The sequence below is a fragment of the Streptomyces achromogenes subsp. achromogenes genome (assembly GCF_000720835.1).
Lineage (GTDB): Bacteria > Actinomycetota > Actinomycetes > Streptomycetales > Streptomycetaceae > Streptomyces > Streptomyces achromogenes.
In genome coordinates this window covers 97156-120412 of the sequence record NZ_JODT01000003.1, presented here as the reverse complement: position 1 = coordinate 120412, position 23257 = coordinate 97156, and the positions used below count along the sequence as shown (strand labels likewise).

Sequence of the window (23257 nt, the reverse complement as noted above, 5' to 3'; positions counted from 1 at the left end):
CACCCCACCGTTCCGGAGGCGGCGCATGTCCGTTGAGCACACCCCGGCTCGCGCCCGTCGGCCTGTCGGCTTGCCGGGCGGGAAGCGGCATATGTCCGCTGAGCACACCCCCGCTCGCACCTGCCGACCCGCCGGGCGGGAGGTGGCGCATGTCAGCTGAGCACACCCCCGCCCCCGTCCGCCGGGAGGTGGCGCATGTCCACTGAGCACGCGCCCGCCCCCGCCCCCGCCCGCCGGGCCACCGCGCCGGGCGACGCGCGGATCACCGTCGCGGTCATCACCCGCGACCGCGCCGCCAGCCTGCTGCGCACCCTGGACGCCCTGGCCGCACTGCCCGAACGGCCGCCGGTCGTGGTCGTCGACAACTCCCGCGACGACACCACCCGCCGGGCCGTCACCGGCCATCCCGCGCTCACCCGCCTGCTCCGCCCGGCCGGCAACACCGGCGCCCTCGGCCGCAACCTGGCCGCCCGCCACGCCCGCACCCCCTACGTCGCCTTCAGCGACGACGACTCCTGGTGGGAACCCGGCAGCCTGGCCCGCGCCGCCGACCTCCTCGACCGGCACCCGCGGCTCGGCCTGCTCGCCGCCCGCACCCTGGTCGGCGACGAGGCCGCCGAGGACCCGCTCAACGCCGTGCTCGCCGCCTCCCCCCTGCCCTCCGAGCCGGACCTGCCCGGCCGCCCGGTGCTCGGCTTCCTCGGCTGCGCCTGCGTGGTCCGCAAGGAGGCCTTCCTCGGCGTCGGCGGCTACCACCCGCTGCTCTTCTTCGGCGGCGAGGAGACCCTGCTCGCCTACGACCTGGCCGCCGCCGGCTGGGGCGTCGCCTACGAACCCACCCTGTGCGCCCGCCACCACCCCGGGGACCACACCCGCGCCGGCCGCTCCGCCCTCGTCCGGCGCAACCACGTCCTCACCACCTGCCTGCGCCGCTCCTGGCCGGTCGCGCTGCGCGCCGGCACCGGCCTGGCACTGGCCGCCGCCACCGGCCGGCCCGGCGCGCCCCGCGCCCTGAAGGAGACCGTCGTCCGGCTCCCGGCCGCGCTCGCCCGCCGCCGCCCCCTGCCCCCGCACGTCGAGCGAGCCGCCCGCCTGCTCGACCGGGAGGCGACCGGCCACTCCCGGGAAGGCACCGCACCATGACCACCCGGACCGGCCCCGACGACCGTACGACCGTCGTCGTGATCACCCACAACCGGCGCGAGGAACTGCTGCGCACCCTCGGCCTGCTGCGCCGGCTCCCCGAACGGCCGCCCGTGATCGTGACCGACAACGCCTCCACCGACGGCACCGCCGAAGCGGTCGCCCGGGACTTCCCCGAGATGACCCTGCTGCGCCCCGGCCGCAACCTCGGCGCCATCGGCCGCAACCTGGCCGTCCAGCGGGTGCGCACGCCCTATGTCGCCTTCTGCGACGACGACACCTGGTGGGCGCCGGGCTGTCTGCGCCGCGCCGCCGACCTGCTGGACCCCCGGCCCCGGCTGGCCGCCGTCACCGCCCGGATCCTGGTCGAGCCGGGCGGCACCGAGGACCCGGTCGTCCCCGAGCTGCGCGACTCCCCGCTGACCGGCCCCGACTGGCTGCCCGGACCCGCGCTCGGCTCCTTCCTGGCCGCCGCCACCGTGCTGCGCACCGAGGCCTTCCGGGCCGCCGGCGGCTTCCACCCCGGCCTGTGGCTCGGCGGCGAGGAGGAACTGCTCGCCTGCGACCTCCAGCGCCAGGGCTGGTGGCTCGCCTACGCCGGGGAACTCACCGTCCACCACCACGCCTCCCGGCTGCGCGACAGCACCGCCCGCCGCGTCCTCGGCCTGCGCAACACCCTGTGGTTCACCTGGCTGCGCCGCCCCCTGGGGCCGGCGCTGCGCCGCACCGGGCACCTGATCCGGACCGTGCCCCGGGACGCCGCCTCCGCCCGCGCCTTCGCCCACGCCACCGCCGGACTGCCGTGGGTGCTGCGCCAGCGCGACCCCGTACCGCCGGACCTGGAACGCCGGATCGCCACGCTGGAACGCGCCCGCCGGGACTCACCCGCACGGCGGTACGTCGGCTGACCGGCCGGCGCCACGACACGCCCGGGCACGTCGTTGCGTCCGGCATCCGGGTGCGGGCACAGTGAACCCCCGGTCAAGAAGCGGCCGGCCGATCCTTCCGCCCCGCCCAGGAAGCCGTCCGCCCATGGAAATCGGTCAGCCCTCCCCGGCCCGGGTCCGCCCCGGCGGCCCGGCCCCGCTGCTGCTGCGCACCGAGCGCGAGCACCGCACCGGCCTCGGCACGGTCAGCGTCCTGCGGGCCCGCGGCACGGTCGACGCCGACAACGCCGGACACCTGTCCGCCGCACTCGCCGCGCACCTCGCCGACGCCGAGCGGGCCGGAGAACACCCCCTGCTGGACCTGACCGAGTCCTACCTCGCCTGCGCCGCCGCGCTGCGCGCCCTGGCCGGTCCGGCCGGCGCCCTCGCCCGCGCCGGCCGCGCGCTGCACGTCGTACAGCCCCGGCCGCACGTCCGGGAGACCCTGGCCGCGGCCGGCCTGCCGGGCCTCCGCACCCACGCCACCCTGACCACCGCTCTGAGCGCCCTGGAATCCGCCGCGACGATGCCCACGGAACCCGGGACGGCACCTACGCAACCCCGCCCGCCCCAGGGGTAACCCGGGCGAACGCACGCGCATACGGGACCGACCAGCACCTGTGGCGCCGGGGGCGGCTCAGCGGCTCGTGCGAGCGAATCCGTCACCGCCGGGGGCGGCGCGGCCCAGGAGTCCGTACCCACGGAACCCGGCAGCCCCGGGCCGGTGGCCGTACAGCCCGGGTCGGTGGCCATGCGGCCCGGGCCGGTGGCCGCGCGGGCCGCCGTCCCCCGCCCGGCGCGGTGGATGGCGCGTCCGGCCGTCCGGGCCTACCGTGCGAAATGAGCCGGGGCCCGCAAGAGGCCGGGCGAGACCTCTGTGACGTCCTGTCTGGGTGATGCGATGAAACCTTCCTCCGGCCGGCCGGCCGCACCCGCCCGCCTCGTCATCGAGTCCTCCGTGGTGGAAGGGCTGCCCGCCGAGGGCGCGCTGCTGCTGCGCATGTCCGGCAGCCTGGACCCGCACGGCGCCGAACTCTGGTCGCAGGAGCTGCGCGGCCATCTGGAACAGGCCGACCGCGCCGGACTGCGCCCCGTGCTCGACATGGCCCATGTCCAGCTCGGCGGCGCCGCCGTGCTGCGCACCCTCAGCGAGACGACCCGGACGCGCACCGGACGCCCGGACCTGATCATCGTCCGCGCCCGCCCCGGGGTGCGCGAGGCGGTGCACCTGGCCCGGCTGACCGGCGTACGGCTCTACACCACCCTGGACGAGGCGCTGCGCGAGCTGGCCCGCGCCGCCTCCCGGGTGGAGGAGCTGCCCGCCTGGCGGTCCCAGATCGCCGACCCGGTCCGGCCCTCGTACGAGGACCTGTACAAGGAAATCCGCGCACTGCGCGCCCGGGTGCGCACGGCCCCGGTGATCGGTATGGCGCAGGGCGTGCTCATGGTCCGCTACGGCCTGCCGGACCCGGGCGCCGCCTTCCGGGCGCTGCGCGAGACCTCCCAGCGATTCAACGTACCGCTGCGCGTCCTGGTCTCGGCCGTGGTGGTGGCCCGCGCCCCGGCCGGCGAGGTGTGGTTCCCCGGCCGCCGCCCCCTGCCCGTTCCGCAGCTGCGGATCCTGGCCCGCGGCGGCCGGGACCCCCGCTACCGCCGGCAGATGATCGACGCCGTCCTGCACGAGGCGCTGGCCATCGGCCGGGCACCCGCCGGATACGTGCAGTCCGTGGACCCGGCGGTGAACGCCCTGACGCTGGAGACCCACCACGGCTGCGCGGAACCGGTCCTCGACCATCTGGTGCGCGGCCGGGGCGAGGGCACCGCCGACGCGGCGGCCCGCACCCGGGGCCGCCAGGTGAGCGTCCCCGACGTGGCCACGGACCCGCTGCTCGCCGACGACTGCCGGCGCGCCCTGCTGGCCGGCGGTGCCCGTGCCCTGCTCAGCGTTCCGGTGCTCTCCTCGGCCGGCTCGTGTACCGGCGTGATCAGCCTGCACTGGACCGACCCCGGCCACCGGCCCGCCGTCGCGCACGCCGAGGCGCTCGCCCTGCTGGCCGCGGACACCTCGGCCTGGCTGAGCTGGTACCACCGCTCGGTGCTCCTGGACGCCCTGGAACACCTCCACCGGACCCTGACACACGCCAAGCCCTGACGCACACCGGGCCCTGACGCGAACCGCGCGGTGACCCGGTCCGCCACGCTGTGCGTCACCCGCCCGGCCCTGGGAACCCGGACCGGGCACGTACCCGTACCACCGGAGGGAGGTCGGCGCATGCCCAATCCGCAGCAGCCCGAACAGCGGCGCAGCGACAAGGGAGGCGCCACCCCGCAGGACAGCGGCGGGCTGAAGGCCCGCCAGCAGGCCGAGCGCGGCTCGGGCGCCCGCCCGCACGGCTCGGACAAGGGCGGCAAGGGCGGGGGCGAGGGCGGCGGAGTGCCTCCGGCGCAGCAGCCGGACCACCCCTGACCGCACGCTTCCACACACACGAAACGGCCCGCGTCGGCCGCTCGGACGCCCCCGGGATCTCTCTGCGTCCCGGGGGCGTCCGGCGGTCCGGCGCGGGCCGGTCCTACGGTGATGACGGACGGGGATGACGTGCGAGGACGGTGACCGCGGGGCCCGTGTGGCTCAGTGGACCCCGGTGTCGCTCAGTGGGCCCCCAGCCCGCCCCCGCCGAAGGAGCCGCTGGAGCCCTTGCTCCAGCGCGGGCGCTCCTGCGACGCGCTCGGCCGGGTGTCCATGTTGGACAGGTCGTACGGGGTGAGCGGGCGTTCGCCCTTGGAGATCCGGGGGATCTCGGCGGACTCCCTGTTCTGCCGGACTTCGCGCACCGGCCCGCCCGGTGGCATCTTGGGCTGCTCCTCGGGGCGCGGGCGCGGGGATTCGCGGTAGCGGACGCGGGAGGTCATCCAGAAGCCGCCGCCGAGCAGCGCGAGCACGCCCACGGCCACGACGAACAGTACGAGGCTCATCAGGCCACTCGGCGCGGCCAGCTGCATCGATGCGGTGTTCATAGAACAGGAATACCCCGCCTATAGAGGTACAAATCCGGACACTATGGGTGAGCGATGGCGAGGTGAGGGGGCCGCGCGCACCGACGGCTGTGCGCCCCCGGTGCGGTGGTTTGCGCCCGCCCGCCCCGGCTACCCGACCGGCGTGACATCGCCGACTTCACAGCAGCTGTACCGGTTCCTTGAGGACCGTTTCACGTGTGCCCAGGCGTGCACGGAGTGCGCCCGGGCCTGTGCCGTGCGCGCGAGTCTGGTCGACCCGGACGGCGGCGAGGATCAGGAGCGCGTGCGCAGGCTGGGCATCATGTGCGCCGAGGCGTGCGATGCCACCTGCCGGGTGCTGAGCGAGGAGAACCAGCTGGACGAGGAGGCCATCCGAGTCCGGGTGGACTGGTGCCGCTCGGTCTGCCTGGAGTGCGCCCGCGCGTTCGACGGATATCCCGGCGCCGAGTCGGCCGCGGCCGGCTGCCGGGCCTGCGCCGACGCCTGCGCGGACTTCCTGGAGCTGCTCGGCTCGGCACCGTAACCCTGACCACTTGTCCCGCCGCGGCCGGCCCCCTGAAGCAGGGCTCGGCCGGCGCCGTCCTCCACGGCGAACTGGAACGTGGCTACCGCTCGGCGGTCGTTTCCACCCCCGACTGCCCCCGGCCTGCTCCCGCCGGTGCGCGGAGAGCGTCGCGTGGCCGCGCACGGAATGCGTCGTCGGCGTGTTCGACGCGCCCGTTTCCCGGGGAGGAGCCGGGAGAATCGACCGGTGGCGTCGACGGACCGACAAGAGGTGACGTGTGATGGCCGTGGCCACGTCCGCGGGCGCGGGTGATCCCGGGCTGTTCACGCCCGGCTCGGTGACCTGGCAGATGCACGGTGACCCGATGATGTGGGTCGCGGGGGTGCGGGCGCTGTACCTTCAGGCGCTGCATCCACGGGCGGTACGGGGGGTGACGCAGAACTCCGACTTCCGGCGGGACGCCTGGGGGCGGCTGCGGCGGACCGCGGACTTCGTGGGGACGACGACGTACGGCACCACCGAGGCCGCCGAGCGGGCCGGGGCCCGGGTCCGCGGGATCCACGCCAGGCTGACGGCGACCGACCCGGACACCGGCGCACGGTACGGCCTGGACGAGCCCGCGCTGCTGCTGTGGGTGCACTGCGCGGAGATCGACTCCTATCTGCACGTCCTGCGCCGCTCCGGCTTCCCGCTCACCGACGCCCAGGCCGACCGGTACGTGGCCGAACACCGGGCCGGCGCCCGGCTGGTGGGGCTCGACCCGGAGACCGTACCGGCGAGCCGCGCCGAGCTGGCCGCCTACTTCGCGAAGGTACGGCCGGAACTCGCCGCCGGCCCCGAAGCCCGCGAGGTGGACGACTTCCTGCGCCGCCCGCCGATCCACCCGCTCCTGATCCCGGCGCGGGAGCTGCTGTGGCGGTGGGTGGCACGCCTGGCGTACGCCTCCCTGCCCGCGTACGCCCACGAGCTCTACGGCAGACCCGCCCCCGCGCCCGCCACCGTCACCCGGGAACTGCGCGCCACGGGCGCCGTGCTGCGCGCGATACCCGCCCGGGTGCGCTGGCAGCTCCCCCCGAAGCACATCCTGCGCGCCATGGCCCGCCTCGGCCCCGACGCCCGCCCGGACCCGGACAAGCTCCGGCCGTGACCGTCCGTCGGCCTCCCGGCCGGTCCGAAAAAAGGGGCATGAGGAGCGCGTGCGGTGATCCGTCTGCGGCTGCCGGGCCGGACCGGCTCGTGTCCGGCGCCGGGGACGGGCCGGCCGTGATCCGCCCGACGGCGTCCGGGGCCCGGCTCTGGCCCTCGTGGATCAGCGCGTGCTACGAAGGACCATGTCCGCGAACGAGCCGACCCGCGCGTATGACGCCGTGATCGTCGGCGGTGGCCACAACGGCCTGGTCGCCGCCGCCTACCTGGCCCGGGCCGGCCGCTCCGTGCTGGTGCTGGAACGGCTGGACCACACCGGCGGCGCCGCCGTCTCCACCCGCCCGTTCGCCGGCGTCGACGCCCGGCTGTCCCGGTACTCCTACCTGGTCAGCCTGCTGCCCCGGAAGATCGTGCGCGATCTCGGCCTGGACTTCCGCGTCCGCCCGCGCACCATCTCCTCGTACACCCCGGCACAGCGGGCGGGCCGGCCCACGGGCCTCCTGGTCGGCGGGGGCGAGCAGCGCACCCGGGAGGCGTTCGCCCGGCTGACCGGCGGCGACCGCGAGTACACCGCCTGGCGGCGCTTCTACGGCATGACGGGTCACGTCGCCCGGCGCGTCTTCCCCACGCTCACCGAACCGCTGCCCACGCGGGAGGAGTTGCGCCGCCGCGTCGACGACGAGGCCGCCTGGCGGGCCCTGTTCGAGGAGCCGGTCGGCGTCGCCATCGAGGAGACGTTCGCCGACGACCTGGTCCGCGGCATCGTCCTCACCGACGCGCTCATCGGCACCTTCGCAGACGCCCACGACCCCACCCTGGTCCAGAACCGCTGCTTCCTCTACCACGTCATCGGCGGCGGCACCGGCGCCTGGGACGTACCCGTCGGCGGCATGGGCGCGCTGACCGACGCGCTGGCCGCGGCGGCCCGTTCGGCGGGGGCGCGCCTCGCCACCGGGCACGAGGCGGTCCGGATCGACACCGACGGACACACCGCCGAGATCACCTACCGCACGGCCGACGGCGAGGGCACCGCCGCCGCCCGGTACGTCCTGGTGGGCGCCTCCCCGCACCAACTGGCCGCGCTCACCGGCGATCCGGCGCCCGAGCCCGCCGAGGGCGCCCAGCTCAAGGTGAACATGCTGCTCACCCGGCTGCCCCGGCTGCGCGACCCCGACGCCGACCCGCGCGAGGCGCTCGCCGGCACCTTCCACATCGCCGAGGGCTACCGGCAACTGGCCACCGCCCACGCCGAGGCCGCCGCCGGCCGGCTCCCGGCCACCCCGCCGTCGGAGATCTACTGCCACTCCCTGACCGACCCCACCATCCTCGGCCCCCGCCTCGCCGAACGCGGCTGCCACACGCTCACCCTGTTCGGTCTGCACACCCCGGCCCGGCTCTTCGACCGGGACAACGACGCCGCACGCGAGGAACTGCTGACGGCCACCCTCGCCCAGCTCGACGCCCATCTCGCCGAACCGCTCGTCGACTGCCTGGCCACCGACGCCGACGGCCGCCCCTGCATCGAGGCGAAGACCCCGCTGGATCTGGAACGGGACCTCCGGCTGCCCGGCGGCCACATCTTCCACCGGTCCCTGTCCTGGCCCTACGCCGAGGCGGGGACGGGCCGTTGGGGCGTGGAGACCCGGCACCCGAACGTCCTGCTGTGCGGGGCGGGCGCGGTGCGCGGCGGCGGGGTGAGCGGGGTGCCGGGGCACAACGCGGCGATGGCGGTACTGGAACGCGACCGCCCCGCCCCGCTCAGTCGGCCGAACCCTGCCAGCCCACCGCCGTGATCCGCGCCGCGTCCGCCGGGCGCGCCCCGTCGAACAGCACCGCCCCGCCCGCCTCCACGCGCAGCGCGTCCACGTACGCGCCCCGGCCGACGTACCGCGCGTCGGTGCCGTACCGCCAGCGCAGCGCGATGCCGGGGCCGGCCGGAAGCTCGGCCGTCACCCGGTGCCAGACGCGGCCCGACCAGCCGGAGACCGTGCCCGCCGGGTGCTCCTCGGGGCCGGCGCCGGGCCGGGCGGTGGTGAAGGGGACCGGCTGCCAGGTGGCGCCGCCGTCCGTGCTGGACTCCAACACCAGGCGGTCCGCGCCGGGTTCGGTGTCCCACCACAGGGCGCAGCGCAGCCGGGCCGCGCCCTGGGAGGTGTCCAGCGCGGGCAGCGTCAGCGTCGCGGCCGTGGCGTTCGCCATCCCCGAGAACCAGGCCGTACGGCCCCGGGCCGGGCGGACCGGCACCGCGCGGGCGAGCCGGTTGCCGGCCGCCACCCGGGGAGCGGAGCCGGAGCGCCAGGTGCGCACCGGGTGCACGGAGTTGCCGAGCACGACGAGGAACGAGTCGGTCGTGGGGTCCAGTACGAGCGAGGTGCCGGTGAAACCGGTGTGGCCGGCCGTGCGCGGGGTGGCCATCGCCCCCATGTACCAGTGCTGGTACAGCTCGAAGCCGAGGCCGTGCGCGTCGCCGGGGAAGGCCGTGTTGAAGTCGGTGAACATCAGGTCCACCGACTCCGGCCGCAGGATCCGGTTCCGGCCGTAGCGGCCGCCGTTGAGCAGCGTCCGGCCGAGGACCGCCAGGTCCCAGGCGCGGGAGAACACCCCGGCGTGGCCCGCGACACCGCCCAGGCTGTAGGCGTTCTCGTCGTGCACCTCGCCCCACACCAGCCCGCGGTCCAGGCCGGACCAGGGCTTGCGGGCGTCCTCGGTGGCCGCGATTCCCGGCTTCCAGGAGGCGGGCGGACGGTAGCGGGTGCCGTCCAGGCCCAGGGGGCCGGTGATCTCCTCGTGCAGCAGCGTGTCCAGCGGGCGGCCGGTGACCGTCTCCAGGACCAGCCCCAGCGTGATCATGTTCAGGTCCGAGTACAGGTACGCGGAGCCCGGCGGGGTGAGGGGCGCCTCGTCCCAGATGAGCCGGAGCTTGTCCTCGTGGGCCGGTGCCGCGTACAGCGGCAGCCACGCCCGCAGACCGGATGTGTGGGTGAGGAGCTGACGTAGCGTCACCCGCTGCTTGCCCGCGCGGCCGAAGTCCGGCAGGTACGAGGCGACCGTGCCCTCCAGGTCCAGCGCGCCCCGCTCGATCTGCTGCACGGCCAGGAGCGAGGTGAACAGCTTGGAGACCGAGGCCAGGTCGAACACGGTGTCCCGGGTCATCGGGAGTTGCCGGCCGGGCGGCAACTCGACGCCGGTGTCGGTCTTCTCGTCGTAGCCGGAGTAGCGCACCGCCATGCCGATCGGCTCGTGCAGGGCCACCGTGCCGCCGCGCCCGGCGAGCAGGACGGCGCCCGCGTACCACGGGTGCCGGGGGGAGGGGGCGAGGAACGCCTCCGCGTCCGCGACGAGTTGCCGCAGCTGCCCGGGGAGCAGTCCGGCGCGTTCGGGGGAGCCGTGCCGCAGGGTGGTGCGGCGGCCAGACGCGGCGGACGAGGCGGAGGTGGCGGACGCGGCGGCGGCCGGGCCCGCCGGGAACGCGCCGAGGGCCAGGGCGCCGCCCGCGGCCAGGGAACCCACGACGAGCCGCCGGCGGGTCGGTCCGCCCGCTCTTCTGTCTGCCAGGTCGTCCGTCATCGTCCGCGGCCTCCCGCCTGAAAATATCTTTCCGGACCCGTCCCGCACCGTGAAACTTTCCTGTCAGGCGAGGAGTGTGTCAACGGGGCGCGAGGCCGTCCGCGGAAACTGACGCAAGGCGTGGTCCGTCAACGAGCTCGCCGTCTTCGGCGAGGAGGTCACGGCCCTGGTCGAACCGGCCCCCGGCCGCGAGCCCGGGCCCCGGCTCGCCGCCGAGATGCCCCGCGACCCCCACGGCAAGCTGTACAGACGGCGGCTGCGGGAGCCGAACTGGGAAGGACGCACACGCCCGGTGTGACACCACTATGGGCTCGCCACATGTGCGCCGGGACCATGTGCCGGAACCATGTACCGGACGTTCCGCACTTCCCGGGTGCTTGACCCGCCCCGGTCGGCATGCCGAGGATCCTGAGGCATGACGCAGGGACAGAGCAGCACGGTCGACGGGATGCTGCGGCGCAGCGCCCGGCGCACCCCGGCGCGGATCGCCGTCGAGTACGGCGACCGGGCGTGGACGTACGAGGAACTGGACGACGCCGTCTCCCGCGCGGCCTCGCTGCTGCTCGCGGAGGGCCGCGCGCCCGGCGACCGGGTCGCCGCCTACGGCCACAACTCCGACGCCTATCTGATCGCCTTCCTCGCCTGCGCCCGCGCGGGCCTGGTCCATGTGCCGGTCAACCACCACCTGACCGGCGACGACCTTGCCTATGTCCTCGGTCAGTCCGGCAGCGCGCTCGTCCTCGCCGACCCCGGCCTCACCGGACGGCTCCCGGACGGGACGCGGACGCTGCCGCTGCGCGACACCGGCGACTCGCTGCTCGCCCGGCTCCCCGGGTCGCCGCCGTACGACGGCCCGGAACCCCGTACCGAGGACCTGGTGCAGCTGCTGTACACCTCCGGCACCACCGCCCTGCCCAAGGGCGCGATGATGACCCACCGGGCCCTGGTGCACGCCTACCTGAGCGCCATCACGGCCCTCGGCCTCGATGCCGGCGACCGGCCCGTGCACGCGCTGCCGCTGTACCACTCGGCGCAGACACACGTGTTCCTGCTGCCGTACCTGGCGGTCGGCGCGAGGAACCTCATCCTGGACGCGCCCGACGGCGACCGCCTGTTCGACCTGATCGAAACCGGCCGTGTGGACAGCCTGTTCGCCCCGCCGACGGTCTGGATCGGCCTCGCCGGCCGCCCGGACTTCGCGACCCGGGACCTGTCGGCGCTGCGCAAGGCCTACTACGGCGCGTCGGTCATGCCCGTCCCGGTGCTGCGGCGCCTGCGCGCACGCCTGCCGCACCTCGCCTTCTACAACTGCTTCGGTCAGAGCGAGATCGGCCCGCTGGCCACCGTCCTCGGCCCGGACGAGCACGACGCGCGGCCGGACTCCTGTGGGCGTCCCGTCCTGTTCGTCGACGCCCGGGTGGTCGACGCGGACGGCGCCGACGTCCCGGTCGGTGTCCCCGGCGAAATCGTCTACCGCTCCCCGCAGTTGTGCGAGGGCTACTGGGACCGGCCCGAGGAGACCGCCGAGGCCTTCCGGGGCGGCTGGTTCCACTCCGGGGACCTCGCGGTGCGGGACGCCGAGGGCTACCTGACCATCGTGGACCGGGTGAAGGACGTCATCAACTCCGGCGGCGTACTGGTGGCCTCGCGTCAGGTGGAGGACGCGCTCTACACCCACGAGGCGGTCGCCGAGGCCGCCGTGATCGGCCTGCCCGACGAACGGTGGATCGAGGCCGTCACGGCGGTCGTCGTCCCGCGTGCCGAGGTGACGGAGGATCAGCTCATCGCCCATGTGAAGGACCGGATCGCCCCGTTCAAGGCGCCCAAACGGGTCCTGTTCGTCCCCGAGTTGCCACGCAACGCCAGCGGCAAGATCCTCAAGCGCGAACTGCGCGACCGGTTCCGCGGCAGCGCGGCCCCCGGTCACTGAAACGGCACCCCTGGTCAGCCCGCGGCCCGGCGGCGCAGTGCCGCCTTCTTCGCGCGGTTGCCACAGGTGCCCATCGAGCACCAGCGCCGGGTGCCCGGCCGCGAGGTGTCCAGGAACAGCGCCCCGCACGCGGTCCCCGCGCAGTCGCGCACCCGGCCCACGGCCGGGGAGGTGACCAGGTCCAGCGCGTCCCGGGCGACGAGGGACAGCGTGGCGCGCACCGGGTCCCCGGCGTGCCAGGCCAGCCCGCCCGAGGCGGCGAGCGCGGGGACGGGCACGGGGTGGGCGGCGGCCTCGTTGACCAGGGCGCGCGTCCGTGCGTCCGGGGCCGTGCCGGTGCGGGCGGCGGCGATCAGCCGGTGGACCGCCTCGCGCAGCTCCTGTGCCGCGCGCACCAGGCCGGGCGCCACGTCACCGGGCCCGGCCGGGCAGGGCCCGCACTGCCGTACCCAGGCGGCCAGGGCCTCGGCGTCGGGCAGTTCCTCCACGGCCCCGGGCGTGCCCCGCAAGCGCAGGGTCCGGGCGAAGTCCAGACAGAGACGGCCCGAACCCTGGCGGAAGCGAAGCGTCGTCGGCACCCCCTCACCCTACAAGGGGAACCGGTTTGACTGGTACCGTGCGGGAACCGTTCAAACCGGTTCCCGAAGAGGTGTCCGCGTGTCCGCGTCCCCCGCACCGCCCACCCCGCCCCGCCGGGTGATCCTCGCGCTGGCGCTCGCCTGCGGAGTGAGCGTCGCCACCATCTACTTCCCCCAGGCCATCAGCGCGCTGATCGCCGCCGACCTGCACGTCCCGGCGGGCGAGGCGGCCCTCGTGGTGACCGCGGCCCAGTTCGGCTACGCGGGCGGCATCTTCCTGCTGGTCCCGCTCGGCGACCGGCTGCCGCACCGCCGGCTGATCACCACCCTGCTCGCGCTGACCGCGGCCGGCCTGCTCCTCGCCGGAGCCGCGCCCAACCTGCCCGTCCTCGTCGCCGCGAGCGCCGCAACCGGCGTCACCACGGTCGTCCCGCAGATCATCATCCCGATGGCCGCCGGACTCGTACCCGCCGAACGGCGCGGCGCCGTCACGGGCACACTCCTCAGCGGACTCATCGGCGGCATCCTGCTGGCCCGCACCTTCGGCGGCACCCTCGGCGAGTGGCTGGGCTGGCGCGCCCCCTACCTCACCGCCGCCACCCTGATCCTGGCCCTCGCCCTGCTGCTCGCCCGGGTGGTGCCGGACACCACACCGACGTCCCGGCAGCCGTATCCCGCCCTCATATCCGCCCCGCTGCGCCTGCTGCGCGAAGAGCCCGACCTGCGGCGTTCCTGCCTCTACCAGGCGACCGTCTTCGCCGGCTTCAGCGCCGCCTGGACCGCGCTCACCCTCCTCGTGACCGGGCCGGCCTACGACATGGGTGCCCAGACCGTCGGTGTGCTCGGACTCGTGGGTGCCGCGAGCATGTTCTGCACCCCCATCGCCGGACGTGCGGCGGACCGCCGGGGACCGGACGCGGTGAGCCTGTGGTGCCTGCTCGGGGCGATCGGCTCGGCGGGGGTGCTGGTCCTCGGGGGCACGGGCGGCACCGCCGGACTGGTGGGGCTGGCCGCCGGCATGCTGCTCCTCGACGTGGCCGTGCAGGGCGGCCAGGTCGCCAACCAGGCCCGCAACTTCGCGCTCCGCCCGAACGCCCGGGCCCGCGTCAACACCGCGTACATGACCTGCGCGTTCCTCGGCGGCAGCGCCGGGTCCTGGCTCGGGGTACGGGCGTACGACGGACTCGGCTGGCCGGGTGTCACGGGGCTGGTCGCCCTGATGGCCGCGATCGCGCTGGCCCGGCACCTGACCAGGCCGCGCGTGCCGCTCGTACCGTCCGAGGGCGCGGCGACACCGGGCAGGGTGCGGTGAACCTACCCGTCGTCCCGGGGCCGCAGGTCCACGATCCGGCGGATCTTGCCCACCGACCGCTCCAGCGACTCCGGTTCCACGATTTCCGCCCGGACCGACACCCCGACGCCGTCCTTGACCGCCGCGACGATGGACCGGGCCGCCGCCTCCCGCACCTCCGGCGGCGCGTCCGGGCGCGCCTCGGCCCGGACGGTCAGGGCGTCGAGGCGGCCCTCCCGGGTCAGACGCAGCTGGAAGTGCGGCGCCACCCCGGGCGTGCGCAGCACGATCTCCTCGATCTGGGTCGGGAAGACATTCACCCCGCGCAGGATCACCATGTCGTCGCTGCGCCCGGTGATCTTCTCCATCCGCCGGAACACCCGGGCCGTGCCGGGCAGCAGCCGGGTCAGGTCCCGCGTCCGGTACCGGATCACGGGCATGGCCTCCTTGGTCAGCGAGGTGAACACCAGCTCGCCCCGCTCGCCCTCCGGCAGCACCTCGCCCGTGACCGGGTCCACGATCTCCGGGTAGAAGTGGTCCTCCCACACATGGAGCCCGTCCTTGGTCTCCGCGCACTCCTGGGCGACGCCGGGACCCATCACCTCGGACAGTCCGTAGATGTCGACCGCGTCGATCGCGAACCGCTCCTCGATCTCCCGCCGCATCGGCTCGGTCCACGGCTCGGCCCCGAACACACCCACCCGCAGCGAGGTGCCGCGCGGGTCCACGCCCTGACGCTCGAACTCGTCCAGCAGCGTGAGCATGTAGGAAGGGGTCACCATGATGACGGACGGTTCCAGGTCCATGATCAGCCGCACCTGCCGGGCCGTCATGCCACCGGACGCGGGGACGACCGTACAGCCCAGGCGCTCGGCACCATAGTGGGCGCCCAGACCACCGGTGAACAGCCCATAGCCGTAGGCCACATGGACGACATCGCCGGGCCGCCCGCCGGCCGCCCGGAGGGACCGCGCCACCAGGTCGGCCCACACGGAGAGGTCACGATCGGTGTAGCCGACCACCGTGGGCTGACCCGTGGTACCGCTGGAGGCGTGCAGCCGGCGGATCCGCTCCCGGGGGACGGCGAACATGCCGTACGGGTAGTTCGCCCGGAGGTCGGCCTTCGTCGTGAAGGGGAAGCGGGCGAGGTCGGCGAGCGTACGGCAGTCCTCCGGGCGGACGCCCGCCTTGTCGAAGGACTCCCGGTAGAACGGCACGTGCTCGTACGCGTGCCGCAGCGAGGCGCGCAGCCGCTCCAGCTGGAGTGCCCGCAGTTCCTCGGCCCCGAGCCGTTCGCCCGCGTCGAGCGGATCCGCCGCATCCGTCATCGGTACGTTCTCCCTGCCCAGCCACACATTCCGGACGACCGATCATTCGGTCGTCGCTGCCTGTGGCAAGTAATTCAGGCCACTGGGCCCGAGGGCAAGGGGTCTGCTGAATTTTCGCGGAGAAGCGGCTGCACGCCACGGCCGCGGGAGCCGCGTGGCGGGGGACCCGGCGCTCCCCGGGGAACTGGTGACGACGCCGAAGACACCGAAGACGCCGGAGGGGCCGCGGTTCTCGGAGCTGAAGCGGCCGCACCGGCGTGCGCTGGAGCGGGTGGGCGAGATCGGCGCGTACCTGCCCGGTCGGCTGAACCTGTCGCGGATCCCGCCGAACCGGATGGCGGCGCCGGCCCGGCACGCGCTGTGATGACCGCGGCGGCCACAAAGCTCATTCTTCAACCTTCGGCGGCGGTGGAGCCTCAGTGACATCGGTAGGTTCTCCACGGTGACCTTGATGGAGACGCAGGGCCTCGCGTCGATGAGCGACAGGGCGCAGTTACGTTGGATGGCGCTGGGGGACACGGCGCGGCAGCCGCCCGTGGTCATGCTCCATGGCGGTCCGGGGCTGCCGGATTACCTGGGCGACGTCGCGCCCATGGTCGCGGACCTGGCGCCCGTGTACCGGTACGACCAGCGTGGCACCGGCCGATCCCCGTGGCGAGGCCGCCATTCCCTCGCCCGGCATGTCGACGATCTCGCCGAGCTGCTCGACGCTTGGGAGGTGTCCAAGGCCGTGCTGATGGGACACTCCTACGGCACCGACCTGGCGAGCCGGTTCTGTCTGGCGCACTCTGACCGGCTGGCCGGGCTGCTGCTGATGTGCGGGCCGTTCGTGGGTGATTGGCGCGCCGGGGACCGGGCGGAGCGTGAACGCCGCATGTCCGCAGCACAGCGGGAGCGGCTCCGCGACCTGGAAGAGTCGCCGCGCCGCACGGAGGAGGAAGAAGTCGAACTGCTCACGCTGGCCTGGTTCACCGACCATGCCGATCCCGGACGCGGGTGGCGCTGGGCCGCGCAGGGTGCCCGGCGGCGGCGCCCCGTCAACTGGGCTATGAACGGCGAACTCGGCACGGAGCGCCGCACGGACCCGCTTGATGAGCACCTCGCCGACCTGCGCGTGCGCCTGCCCGCGCGAGCGGAGCTCCTCGGTGGGGTCGCCGATCCCCGTCCTCTGTCGGCCCTCGAATCACTCGCGTCCCGGCTCGATCTTCCGCTGACGCGGATCGAGGGCGCTGGGCATGAGCCCTGGTTGGAGCAGCCCGACGCCGTGCGCGCGCACCTCCGGAGATTCGTGCAAGCCGCGGTGGACGCATAGGGCTTCACCGGGTTCGCTGGCCGGCGTCATCCCGGGTGCCGGCAGCGCGGATGCCGACCGGATCACTCCGTGAGGGGCAGGCACTCGGTGAGCAGGTCGACGATGTCCCGCCAAGCTCGCTGTGCGTGCTGTGGGTGGTAGCCGACGCCGGGTCGCACGGTGTGGTCGACCGTCGGGTGGTGGAAGGCGTGCAGGGCTCCTCCGTAGACCACGAGGCGCCAGTCGACGCCCGCGGCCTGCATCTCCGCGGTGAACGCGTCCCGTTGCGCGGGCGGCATGATCGGGTCTTCCGATCCGACCCCGGCCCATACCGGGCAGCGAATGCGTGCCGCCTCGCCCGGTCGGCCCGTGGTCAGTGCGTTGACTGTCGCGATCGCGCGCAGGCCGACGCCGTCGCGCCCGAGTTCCAGCGCGATTGCGCCCCCGGTGCCGTAGCCGACGGCGGCGATCCGGTCCGGGTCGGTTCGCGGCTCGGCGCGCAGCACGTCGAGCGCCGCGTGGCCGATGCCTCGCATCCGTTCGGGGTCGGCGAGCAGCGGCATGCAGCGGGCCAGCATCTCCTCCGGGTCTGCCAGATAGCGTCCGCCGTGGAGGTCGAAGGCCAGCGCCACGTACCCCAGTTCGGCCAGAGCCTCGGCCCGGCGGCGCTCGACGTCGCTGAGCCCCACCCCCTCGGGTCCGACCAGGACCGCGGGCCGGCGGTCGGCACCGGCCGGGAGCGCGAGATGCCCGGTCATCGTCAGACCGTCGGCCGCGTATTCGATCGTGCGCGTTGTAACCGTCGTCATGAGCCTGGACTGTAGTGATCACCGAGCCCGGTCTGGCCGGTGTTCTGCCGCCGGCAGAAGACGGGTCTCTGGCGTAGGCCGGAACCACCCCGTCAGCGGCAGCAAGCTGAGCGGTATTTCCATAAGCTATGAATATAAAAAGGCTATGCTTCGGGCATGAGTCGTCAAGATGCCGCTCCTGGCGCGTCCGCCGCCATCGGGGCGGCCCTCTACGGCCTGGCCACCAGGGCCGCGAGGCGCCTGCCCCGGGACATGAGCCTGACGTCCGCCGCCACCCTGGCCACCCTGGATCGGACCGGCCCGCGGCGCATCACCGATCTGGCCGCGGTCGAGGGCGTCACCCAGCCCGCGATGACCGCCCTCGTCCGGGTGCTGGAGGAATCCGGCCTGGTCGAGCGGCGGGGCGACGCGTCCGACAAGCGGGTCACGCTGGTGTGTCTGACCGAGGCCGGCGCCTCCTATGTCCGGACGCGGCGCGAGGCGGGCGTCCACGCGTTCGAGCGGTTGATCGGCGAGCTCACCGGCGACGAGGTCGAGGCGCTGGTGGCGGCCCTTCCGGCGCTGGAGCATCTGGCAGAGCTCGAAAGCCAGGACCGCGAAGGGCCGAAGCAGCGACCGGGCAGCCGGTCGACGGCGTCGCGGTGAAGCCCTAAGTCCGATGCATTCATCCCCATATTCATCCCACACTGGAGGTTCCATGCCCAAGGGCTACTGGGTCAGCGTCTACCGCACCATTTCCGACCCTGAGAAGCTGGCTGCCTACAACGAGCTGGCCGGTCCGGCCGTCAGGGTCGGGGGCGGTCGGACCCTCGTCCGCGGCGGTCGGGTCCTGGCGCATGACGCCGGAATCGCCGAGCGCACCGTCTTGGTCGAGTTCGACAGCTTCGAGCAGGCCGTCGCGACGCACGAGAGCGCGGCCTACCAGGAGGCGCTGGCCGCCCTCTCCGACGGCGTCGAGCGCGACTTCCGCATCGTCGAGGGCATCGACTGACCGAGGTCCAGCCGGATCTCCACCGCAGGACTCTTCCGGGAATCTCCGTGGCACCTTGTAGCCGGCCAGGCGGGTGCGGCGGTGGCGCTGGATGCCGGCCGGCGAGGGGCGCTGCGCGCCCGCCGCAGCTGGACCACGGCCGCCACGTGGTTGCCCCAGTGGGCGTCCGGCACGCCGGCCACCAGCGCGTCATACACATCCGGATGCGCCTTGAGTACCTGCTCGACCTCCTCCGGGTACACCTTCTCACCGCCGGTGCTGATGCACTGCGAGCCCCACCCCAGCACGGTGACCACGCCGTCCGTCCCGCTCGAAGAACGTCTGCGTCGATGTCACCGGGTCCTTGTAGTAGCCGAGCGGCACGTGCCCGCACGTGTACGGGAGTTGACCCGGACGCGGTGGAGTGGAAGTTGTTCAACAGCAGGGCGTGGGGCAGCAGTTAGCGGAACTGCCGGCGGACCGTCTCCGCCAGGACCGCGCCCGAGGAGGAGACGCTGAACAGGGACGAGCAGTACGTGCCCTCCAGCGGCCCGGCGAGCGCGTCGAGGAGCGGCCGCAGCATCCAGTCGCCGGCCAGCGACATGCTGGTGACCCGCTCCCGCTGCACGGTCCGCAGCACCTCTTCCGGGGCGAACTTGCGGCAAGACACCCGACTTCTTCGAGGGCGTCATGATGCCCGAGCTGTACCTCGCAGACGCCCCCGGCGCCGCGAACCTGATCGCCGCCCGCGTCCACCGCACAGTCCTCACCCTCGCCTTCGAAAAACAGTCCGAGTCCAACGCCATGTGGGGGCTGTCCCTGCCCATCCCCTTCCAGCAGCCGCTGCTCGCCGGAGCCGGCGGCTTCTTCGCCCTCCCATGTGCGCGCCTACATGCGGCACAGCGGCGCCCCCGACACCCTCGGCGCCCTCGTCGCCTGCAAAGACCGCCGCAACGCCCTGAAGAACCCCTACGCCCAGCTCCACGAACACGGCATCACCCTGGAAATGGTGGTGGCGTCACCCATGTTGGGGCCCCATCCGCTACTCCGAGACCTGTTCTCCCCACGGGCCGGCAAGGATCGCGCCACCGACGTCTACCGGCCGCCCGCCATCACCGACCCGCGCCGGGACATCGACGCCGTCGAGATGTACGTGCCGTTCTCCTGGTACGAGCCCATGCGGCTGGAGAACCTCGGCTTCACCGCGCCGGGCGAGGGCTCCTGACGGCCCGGCCGGGCACGTCCGCGGCCGCAGCGCCGCGAAGATCGCCCTCGCGCGCCCTGTCCGCCGTAGCGACCGGTCGCTAGGCTGACCCGCGGACGACGAACCGGGAGGAGCACGGACGTGGCCGAGAGCACCACCCAGCACAAGCCGCTCGCGGGCTGGGACAAGCCGGAGCTGGACCTCAGCAAGGCCGAGTGGCAGTCCAGCAGCCGAGGGCTGGGCGATGTCCAGATCGCCTTCGTCGAGGGCTTCATCGCGATGCGCAACAGCGGCCGGCCGGAGAGCCCCTCCCTGATCTTCACCCCCGCGGAATGGGGCGCCTTCGTCTCCGGCGCGCGCGAAGGCGAGTTCGATCTCACCTGAACCGGGGGTGTCACCCCCGGATTTCCGGACACGCGACCGGCAGCACCCCCGCCGGGGCCGGACCTGAGCCAGGCTGGCCCCAGCACGGGGAAGGCCGTACTTTCCGGAGGTGAGAAGGATGAACGCTGCGCCGGTCATCGCCGCGGTCGACGGTTCCGCGGACAGCCTGCGCGCCCTGGACTGGGCCCTGGACGCCGCCCGCCGCCGCGCCGCACCGCTGCGTGTGGTGCACGTACGGCAGTACGCCGCCTGGGGCCAGGCGGGCGTACTCGTCGCCGGACCACCCGACACCGAGGACGACCCGGTGCTCGACGAGGTGCGTACCCGGCTCGAAGGCCACGCGGGGGAACCGGCCGTGGAGTACGTCGCCCTGGAAGGCGTACCCGGCGCCGTCCTGCCCCAACTGGGCGACGACGCCCAGCTGTTGGTGCTCGGTTCCCGGGGGCGCGGCGGCTTCGCCAGCCTGCTGCTCGGCTCCAACGGCCTCGCCGCCGCCCGGGACGCCCGGTGCCCCGTGGTCGTCGTACCCCCACCCGGCCGCGAGGTGCACGGGGACGGCCCCGCCGAGCCCGGGCCCCGGGTGGTCGTCGGACTGCACGCCGACAGCCCCGACGAGGACGTCCTCGCCTTCGCCTTCACCGAGGCCGCCCTGCGCCACGCCCGGCTCCAGGTGATCGCCGCCTACCCCTGGCCCGTGCAGACCTGGTCCGCGCCCGGCCAGCCGGTGCCACCGCCCGCCGACCAGGACGCCGTGGCGGACGAGACCCGCACCCTCGCCGACGGCTTCCTCGCCCCCCACCGAGAGCGGCACCCCGGAGTACGCGCCACCGCCGAGGCGCTGCCCGGCGACGCGGCCGGCCACCTGGTCGCCGCCTCCAGGGACGCCGAACTCGTGGTCGTCGGCCGGCACCGACGGCGACTGCTCGCCCCGGCCCGCATGATGGGCTCGGTCACCCAGGCCGTACTCCTGCACGCGGCAAGCCCCGTCGCGGTGGTACCACCGGCCCCGCGCGGGGAATGACAGGGCGTCCCCTGCGGCTGCTTCGCATCTGCGGCCCTGGGATCACCGAGCGGCTGTGTCGGATGGACGCCGCGGTGAGCTCGACCGGTCCCGGTGGGCGATCGGTCTCGGCATGGGGAGGCCCCTTCCAGAAGGGGCCTGCCCAGCTTTCAGCGTGTCCCCCGCAGGGGACCGAACCATGAAGGGTCGTCCATCGCGCCCTCGTCCTCATGCCACTGAGGAGGCGCCGAGAGGACGAAGCTCCTCAAGCCACCACCCAGCACGAACAGGCGCCCGGGTTCGACCTCCACCCCGTAGTCGAGGCCGACCTGCTCACATTCCTCGTCGCCGGCCTGACGGATGACCAAACCGTCGTAAGCGGGACGGAGAAGCAGGAGATCGACGTTGCCGAAGTGGATGTCGATCCGGGTGTCCGGCGGCCTGTCCCGGCTGCTGCGGAGGAGCAGTTCTTTTCTGTAGAGCTGGGCTGGTCCCGGTGTGCGATCGGCTCGGTGAACCTGTGGGCCCGGACAAGGGAGACTGACAGGCCGAGACCTACGGCCGCTCGAGACGGCCGGTAAGACCGCTTAGCACACCCCACCGCACCCCGCAATCCCTCCGAAGCCGACCGGCGTTCCGTCGGCTGTGGGGTGGGACGCCATGGTGTCCGGACACACCCGCGCCTACGGTTCCGCCACCCCTGCCGCTTCCGGTGCCGCCCGTGCCGGAGCGGCCGGGCTCCGTGTGTCCACCGAAGGAGCCGCCATGCCCCTGCCTCCGCTGGGCGCAGCCCCCGGGGCGCGCCCCCGCACCCGGCCGCTGTCCCGCTTCCTGCCCCGCCTGCTCGCCGTCCTCGCCGTCGTCCTCGGCACCGCGCTCGCCGCCCCCGCCCCCGAGGCCCGCGCCGCCGTCACCCTCACCAGGGTGAGCGACTTCGGGTCCAACCCGGGCGCCCTCACCATGTACGTGTACCGGCCCGCCACCCTGCCGGCCCACCCCGCGGTGGTGGTGGCCCTGCACGGCTGCACCCAGAACGCCCAGGTCTACGCCGACAACTCCGGGCTGCCCCGGCTCGCCGACCAGGACGGCTTCCTGCTGGTGCTCGCCGAGACCGGCACCGCCAACAACGTGAACAAGTGCTTCAACTGGTTCCAGTCCGGCGACAACCGGCGCGGCCAGGGCGAGGCCCTGTCCGTGCGGCAGATGGTGAGCCACGCCGTCACCGCCTACGGCGCCGACCCGGGCCGGGTCTACGCCACCGGCCTGTCCGCCGGCGGCGCCATGACCGCGGTCATGCTCGCCACCTACCCCGACGTCTTCTCCGCGGGCGCCGTCGTCGCCGGCCTGCCCTACGACTGCACCAAGGACAACAGCCCCTACCTCTGCATGAACCCGGGCGTCGACCGGAGCCCCGCCGAGTGGGCCCAGCGGGTGCGCGACGCCCACCCCTCGTACACCGGGCCCTGGCCGCGCGCGGCCATCTGGTACGGCGACCAGGACACCACCGTCGTACCGCGCAACGCCACCGAACTGCGCGACCAGTGGACCGCCCTGCACGGCCTGTCCCAGACACCCACCCGGACCACGGCCATCGGACCGGACGCCACCCGGCAGGACCAGTACCTGGCCGCCGACGGCACCGTGGCCGTCGAGGTCGACCGGGTCCCCGGCATCGGCCACGGCACCCCGGTCGACCCCGGCACCGGCGCCGAACAGTGCGGCAGCACCGGCGCCCCGTACTTCCTCGGCTCCATCTGCTCCAGCCGCTGGATCGCCCGGTTCTTCGGCCTGGACACCACCGACCCCGGCGACCCCGGTCCCGGTGACCCGGACCCGGGCGACCCCGGCCCCGCCGCCTGCTGGACGGCGAGCAACTACGCCCACGTCCAGGCGGGACGGGCCACCACCCACGGCGGCTACACCTACGCCGTCGGCTCCGGCCAGAACATGGGCCTCTACAACACGTTCGTCACCCACACCCTGAAGGAATCACCCACGGGCTACTTCGCCCTCGCCGACAGCGGATGCCCCTGACCACACGTCAACGGCCATACACCCCCGCCATGGTGGCCGGCACCGCCGAACGGGACCCCATCATGGCGGCCCCGCACATGTCCCGAACCCCCACACCACCCCTAGCCTCCAGCGCGTCCCCAACCCGCCGGAGGAG

At 74.1% G+C, this 23257-nt stretch carries 21 protein-coding genes and 3 pseudogenes; 18 read left to right on the top strand and 6 right to left on the bottom strand.

Translation table 11 applies throughout. The features are described from left to right. Positions 1-195 precede the first annotated feature (195 nt). From IH25_RS0104045 to IH25_RS0104025, 5 genes are all read left to right on the top strand, one after another. Positions 196-1143 carry a glycosyltransferase family 2 protein gene (locus IH25_RS0104045; protein WP_051753772.1) on the top strand — a complete coding sequence of 316 codons (948 nt, stop codon included), beginning with the start codon at positions 196-198 and terminating at the stop codon, positions 1141-1143. Then, positions 1140-2051 carry a glycosyltransferase family 2 protein gene (locus tag IH25_RS0104040; protein WP_030602946.1) on the top strand — a complete coding sequence of 304 codons (912 nt, stop codon included), beginning with the start codon at positions 1140-1142 and terminating at the stop codon, positions 2049-2051. Before IH25_RS0104045 ends, IH25_RS0104040 begins: the two co-directional genes overlap by 4 nt. A 124-nt stretch (positions 2052-2175) precedes the next feature. Beyond that, on the top strand, positions 2176-2649 hold the full coding sequence (locus IH25_RS0104035) for an STAS domain-containing protein (RefSeq protein ID WP_209445267.1): 474 nt from the start codon (positions 2176-2178) through the stop codon (positions 2647-2649). A 321-nt stretch (positions 2650-2970) separates the two neighbouring features. Beyond that, positions 2971-4221 (top strand): GAF and ANTAR domain-containing protein, encoded by a 1251-nt coding sequence (locus IH25_RS0104030; protein WP_051753771.1) that lies wholly within the window; start codon positions 2971-2973, stop codon positions 4219-4221. A 120-nt stretch (positions 4222-4341) separates the two neighbouring features. Beyond that, positions 4342-4536 carry a hypothetical protein gene (locus tag IH25_RS0104025; protein WP_030602938.1) on the top strand — a complete coding sequence of 65 codons (195 nt, stop codon included), beginning with the start codon at positions 4342-4344 and terminating at the stop codon, positions 4534-4536. Positions 4537-4718: 182 nt separating this feature from the next. Here IH25_RS0104025 and IH25_RS0104020 read toward each other — a convergent pair whose 3' ends face one another. Further along, positions 4719-5084 (bottom strand): DUF6479 family protein, encoded by a 366-nt coding sequence (locus IH25_RS0104020; RefSeq protein ID WP_030602932.1) that lies wholly within the window; start codon positions 5082-5084, stop codon positions 4719-4721. 142 nt (positions 5085-5226) lie between these two features. Between IH25_RS0104020 and IH25_RS0104015 the strand changes: the two genes are divergently transcribed. The 3 genes from IH25_RS0104015 to IH25_RS0104005 all read left to right on the top strand — a co-directional run bounded on the left by IH25_RS0104015 (position 5227) and on the right by IH25_RS0104005 (position 8528). Then, a complete protein-coding gene (locus tag IH25_RS0104015) occupies positions 5227-5607 on the top strand; it encodes a ferredoxin (protein ID WP_030602929.1) in 381 nt (126 codons plus the stop codon). Between the two features lie 262 nt (positions 5608-5869). After that, positions 5870-6736: an oxygenase MpaB family protein gene (locus IH25_RS0104010; RefSeq protein ID WP_030602927.1), complete on the top strand. Its 867-nt coding sequence runs from the start codon at positions 5870-5872 to the stop codon at positions 6734-6736. A 184-nt stretch (positions 6737-6920) separates the two neighbouring features. Then, complete coding sequence (locus IH25_RS0104005; protein WP_051753770.1) at positions 6921-8528, top strand: phytoene desaturase family protein; 1608 nt, start codon at positions 6921-6923, stop codon at positions 8526-8528. Here IH25_RS0104005 and IH25_RS0104000 read toward each other — a convergent pair. Then, positions 8494-10302, bottom strand: a complete 1809-nt coding sequence (locus IH25_RS0104000; RefSeq protein WP_030602921.1) for a serine hydrolase — start codon at positions 10300-10302, stop codon at positions 8494-8496. The two genes, IH25_RS0104005 and IH25_RS0104000, sit on opposite strands and share 35 nt — an antisense overlap. Before the next feature lie 415 nt (positions 10303-10717). Here IH25_RS0104000 and IH25_RS0103995 point away from each other — a divergent pair, with 415 nt between their 5' ends. Further along, positions 10718-12232, top strand: coding sequence for an acyl-CoA synthetase (locus IH25_RS0103995; protein WP_030602918.1), 1515 nt, complete (start codon positions 10718-10720; stop codon positions 12230-12232). Between the two features lie 14 nt (positions 12233-12246). Here IH25_RS0103995 and IH25_RS0103990 read toward each other — a convergent pair whose 3' ends face one another. Beyond that, a complete protein-coding gene (locus IH25_RS0103990) occupies positions 12247-12810 on the bottom strand; it encodes a CGNR zinc finger domain-containing protein (RefSeq protein WP_030602913.1) in 564 nt (187 codons plus the stop codon). Between the two features lie 79 nt (positions 12811-12889). On the opposite strand from IH25_RS0103990, the gene IH25_RS0103985 reads away from it, so the two are divergent. Beyond that, a complete protein-coding gene (locus tag IH25_RS0103985; RefSeq protein WP_051753769.1) occupies positions 12890-14122 on the top strand; it encodes an MFS transporter in 1233 nt (410 codons plus the stop codon). Between the two features lie 2 nt (positions 14123-14124). On the opposite strand, the gene paaK is transcribed toward IH25_RS0103985, so the two are convergent. Next, positions 14125-15429, bottom strand: coding sequence for a phenylacetate--CoA ligase PaaK (gene paaK / locus IH25_RS0103980; protein ID WP_030602907.1), 1305 nt, complete (start codon positions 15427-15429; stop codon positions 14125-14127). Between the two features lie 116 nt (positions 15430-15545). On the opposite strand from paaK, the pseudogene IH25_RS0103975 reads away from it, so the two are divergent. Continuing rightward, positions 15546-15790 (top strand): annotated as a pseudogene (locus IH25_RS0103975) (hypothetical protein); the annotation flags it as partial. A gap of 90 nt (positions 15791-15880) precedes the next feature. Then, positions 15881-16741, top strand: a complete 861-nt coding sequence (locus tag IH25_RS38985; RefSeq protein ID WP_245172694.1) for an alpha/beta fold hydrolase — start codon at positions 15881-15883, stop codon at positions 16739-16741. A gap of 62 nt (positions 16742-16803) precedes the next feature. Here IH25_RS38985 and IH25_RS0103965 read toward each other — a convergent pair whose 3' ends face one another. Further along, on the bottom strand, positions 16804-17529 hold the full coding sequence (locus tag IH25_RS0103965; protein ID WP_030602896.1) for a dienelactone hydrolase family protein: 726 nt from the start codon (positions 17527-17529) through the stop codon (positions 16804-16806). Positions 17530-17781: 252 nt separating this feature from the next. Between IH25_RS0103965 and IH25_RS0103960 the strand changes: the two genes are divergently transcribed. Both IH25_RS0103960 and IH25_RS0103955 read left to right on the top strand, forming a co-directional pair. Then, positions 17782-18174, top strand: a complete 393-nt coding sequence (locus tag IH25_RS0103960; RefSeq protein ID WP_030602893.1) for a MarR family transcriptional regulator — start codon at positions 17782-17784, stop codon at positions 18172-18174. 52 nt (positions 18175-18226) lie between these two features. Beyond that, on the top strand, positions 18227-18520 hold the full coding sequence (locus IH25_RS0103955) for a DUF1330 domain-containing protein (RefSeq protein ID WP_030602890.1): 294 nt from the start codon (positions 18227-18229) through the stop codon (positions 18518-18520). A gap of 42 nt (positions 18521-18562) precedes the next feature. Here the strand turns inward: IH25_RS0103955 and IH25_RS42775 are convergent. Next, a pseudogene (locus IH25_RS42775) lies at positions 18563-19160 on the bottom strand (AMP-binding enzyme); the annotation flags it as partial. Between IH25_RS42775 and IH25_RS38975 the strand changes: the two are divergent. The 4 genes and pseudogenes from IH25_RS38975 to IH25_RS0103925 form a co-directional block, all read left to right on the top strand. Beyond that, positions 19160-19718 (top strand): annotated as a pseudogene (locus tag IH25_RS38975) (thiolase domain-containing protein); the annotation flags it as partial. The pseudogenes IH25_RS42775 and IH25_RS38975 sit on opposite strands and share 1 nt — an antisense overlap. Before the next feature lie 126 nt (positions 19719-19844). Then, a complete protein-coding gene (locus IH25_RS0103940) occupies positions 19845-20087 on the top strand; it encodes a DUF397 domain-containing protein (RefSeq protein WP_030602884.1) in 243 nt (80 codons plus the stop codon). 118 nt (positions 20088-20205) lie between these two features. Then, on the top strand, positions 20206-21108 hold the full coding sequence (locus IH25_RS0103935; protein WP_030602882.1) for a universal stress protein: 903 nt from the start codon (positions 20206-20208) through the stop codon (positions 21106-21108). Between the two features lie 744 nt (positions 21109-21852). Next, a complete protein-coding gene (locus IH25_RS0103925) occupies positions 21853-23121 on the top strand; it encodes an extracellular catalytic domain type 1 short-chain-length polyhydroxyalkanoate depolymerase (protein WP_030602878.1) in 1269 nt (422 codons plus the stop codon). Positions 23122-23257: the final 136 nt, after the last annotated feature.

What these genes read in the sequence shown, in the direction of transcription:
- IH25_RS0104045 (WP_051753772.1), top strand. Translation starts at nt 196, where the DNA reads ATGTCCACTGAGCACGCGCCCGCCCCCGCCCCCGCCCGCCGGGCCACC.
- IH25_RS0104040 (WP_030602946.1), top strand. Translation starts at nt 1,140, where the DNA reads ATGACCACCCGGACCGGCCCCGACGACCGTACGACCGTCGTCGTGATC.
- IH25_RS0104035 (WP_209445267.1), top strand. Translation starts at nt 2,176, where the DNA reads ATGGAAATCGGTCAGCCCTCCCCGGCCCGGGTCCGCCCCGGCGGCCCG.
- IH25_RS0104030 (WP_051753771.1), top strand. Translation starts at nt 2,971, where the DNA reads ATGAAACCTTCCTCCGGCCGGCCGGCCGCACCCGCCCGCCTCGTCATC.
- IH25_RS0104025 (WP_030602938.1), top strand. Translation starts at nt 4,342, where the DNA reads ATGCCCAATCCGCAGCAGCCCGAACAGCGGCGCAGCGACAAGGGAGGC.
- IH25_RS0104020 (WP_030602932.1), bottom strand. Translation starts at nt 5,084, where the DNA reads ATGAACACCGCATCGATGCAGCTGGCCGCGCCGAGTGGCCTGATGAGC.
- IH25_RS0104010 (WP_030602927.1), top strand. Translation starts at nt 5,870, where the DNA reads ATGGCCGTGGCCACGTCCGCGGGCGCGGGTGATCCCGGGCTGTTCACG.
- IH25_RS0104005 (WP_051753770.1), top strand. Translation starts at nt 6,921, where the DNA reads ATGTCCGCGAACGAGCCGACCCGCGCGTATGACGCCGTGATCGTCGGC.
- IH25_RS0104000 (WP_030602921.1), bottom strand. Translation starts at nt 10,302, where the DNA reads ATGACGGACGACCTGGCAGACAGAAGAGCGGGCGGACCGACCCGCCGG.
- IH25_RS0103995 (WP_030602918.1), top strand. Translation starts at nt 10,718, where the DNA reads ATGACGCAGGGACAGAGCAGCACGGTCGACGGGATGCTGCGGCGCAGC.
- paaK (WP_030602907.1), bottom strand. Translation starts at nt 15,429, where the DNA reads ATGACGGATGCGGCGGATCCGCTCGACGCGGGCGAACGGCTCGGGGCC.
- IH25_RS38985 (WP_245172694.1), top strand. Translation starts at nt 15,881, where the DNA reads ATGGAGACGCAGGGCCTCGCGTCGATGAGCGACAGGGCGCAGTTACGT.
- IH25_RS0103965 (WP_030602896.1), bottom strand. Translation starts at nt 17,529, where the DNA reads ATGACGACGGTTACAACGCGCACGATCGAATACGCGGCCGACGGTCTG.
- IH25_RS0103960 (WP_030602893.1), top strand. Translation starts at nt 17,782, where the DNA reads ATGAGCCTGACGTCCGCCGCCACCCTGGCCACCCTGGATCGGACCGGC.
- IH25_RS0103955 (WP_030602890.1), top strand. Translation starts at nt 18,227, where the DNA reads ATGCCCAAGGGCTACTGGGTCAGCGTCTACCGCACCATTTCCGACCCT.
- IH25_RS0103935 (WP_030602882.1), top strand. Translation starts at nt 20,206, where the DNA reads ATGAACGCTGCGCCGGTCATCGCCGCGGTCGACGGTTCCGCGGACAGC.
- IH25_RS0103925 (WP_030602878.1), top strand. Translation starts at nt 21,853, where the DNA reads ATGCCCCTGCCTCCGCTGGGCGCAGCCCCCGGGGCGCGCCCCCGCACC.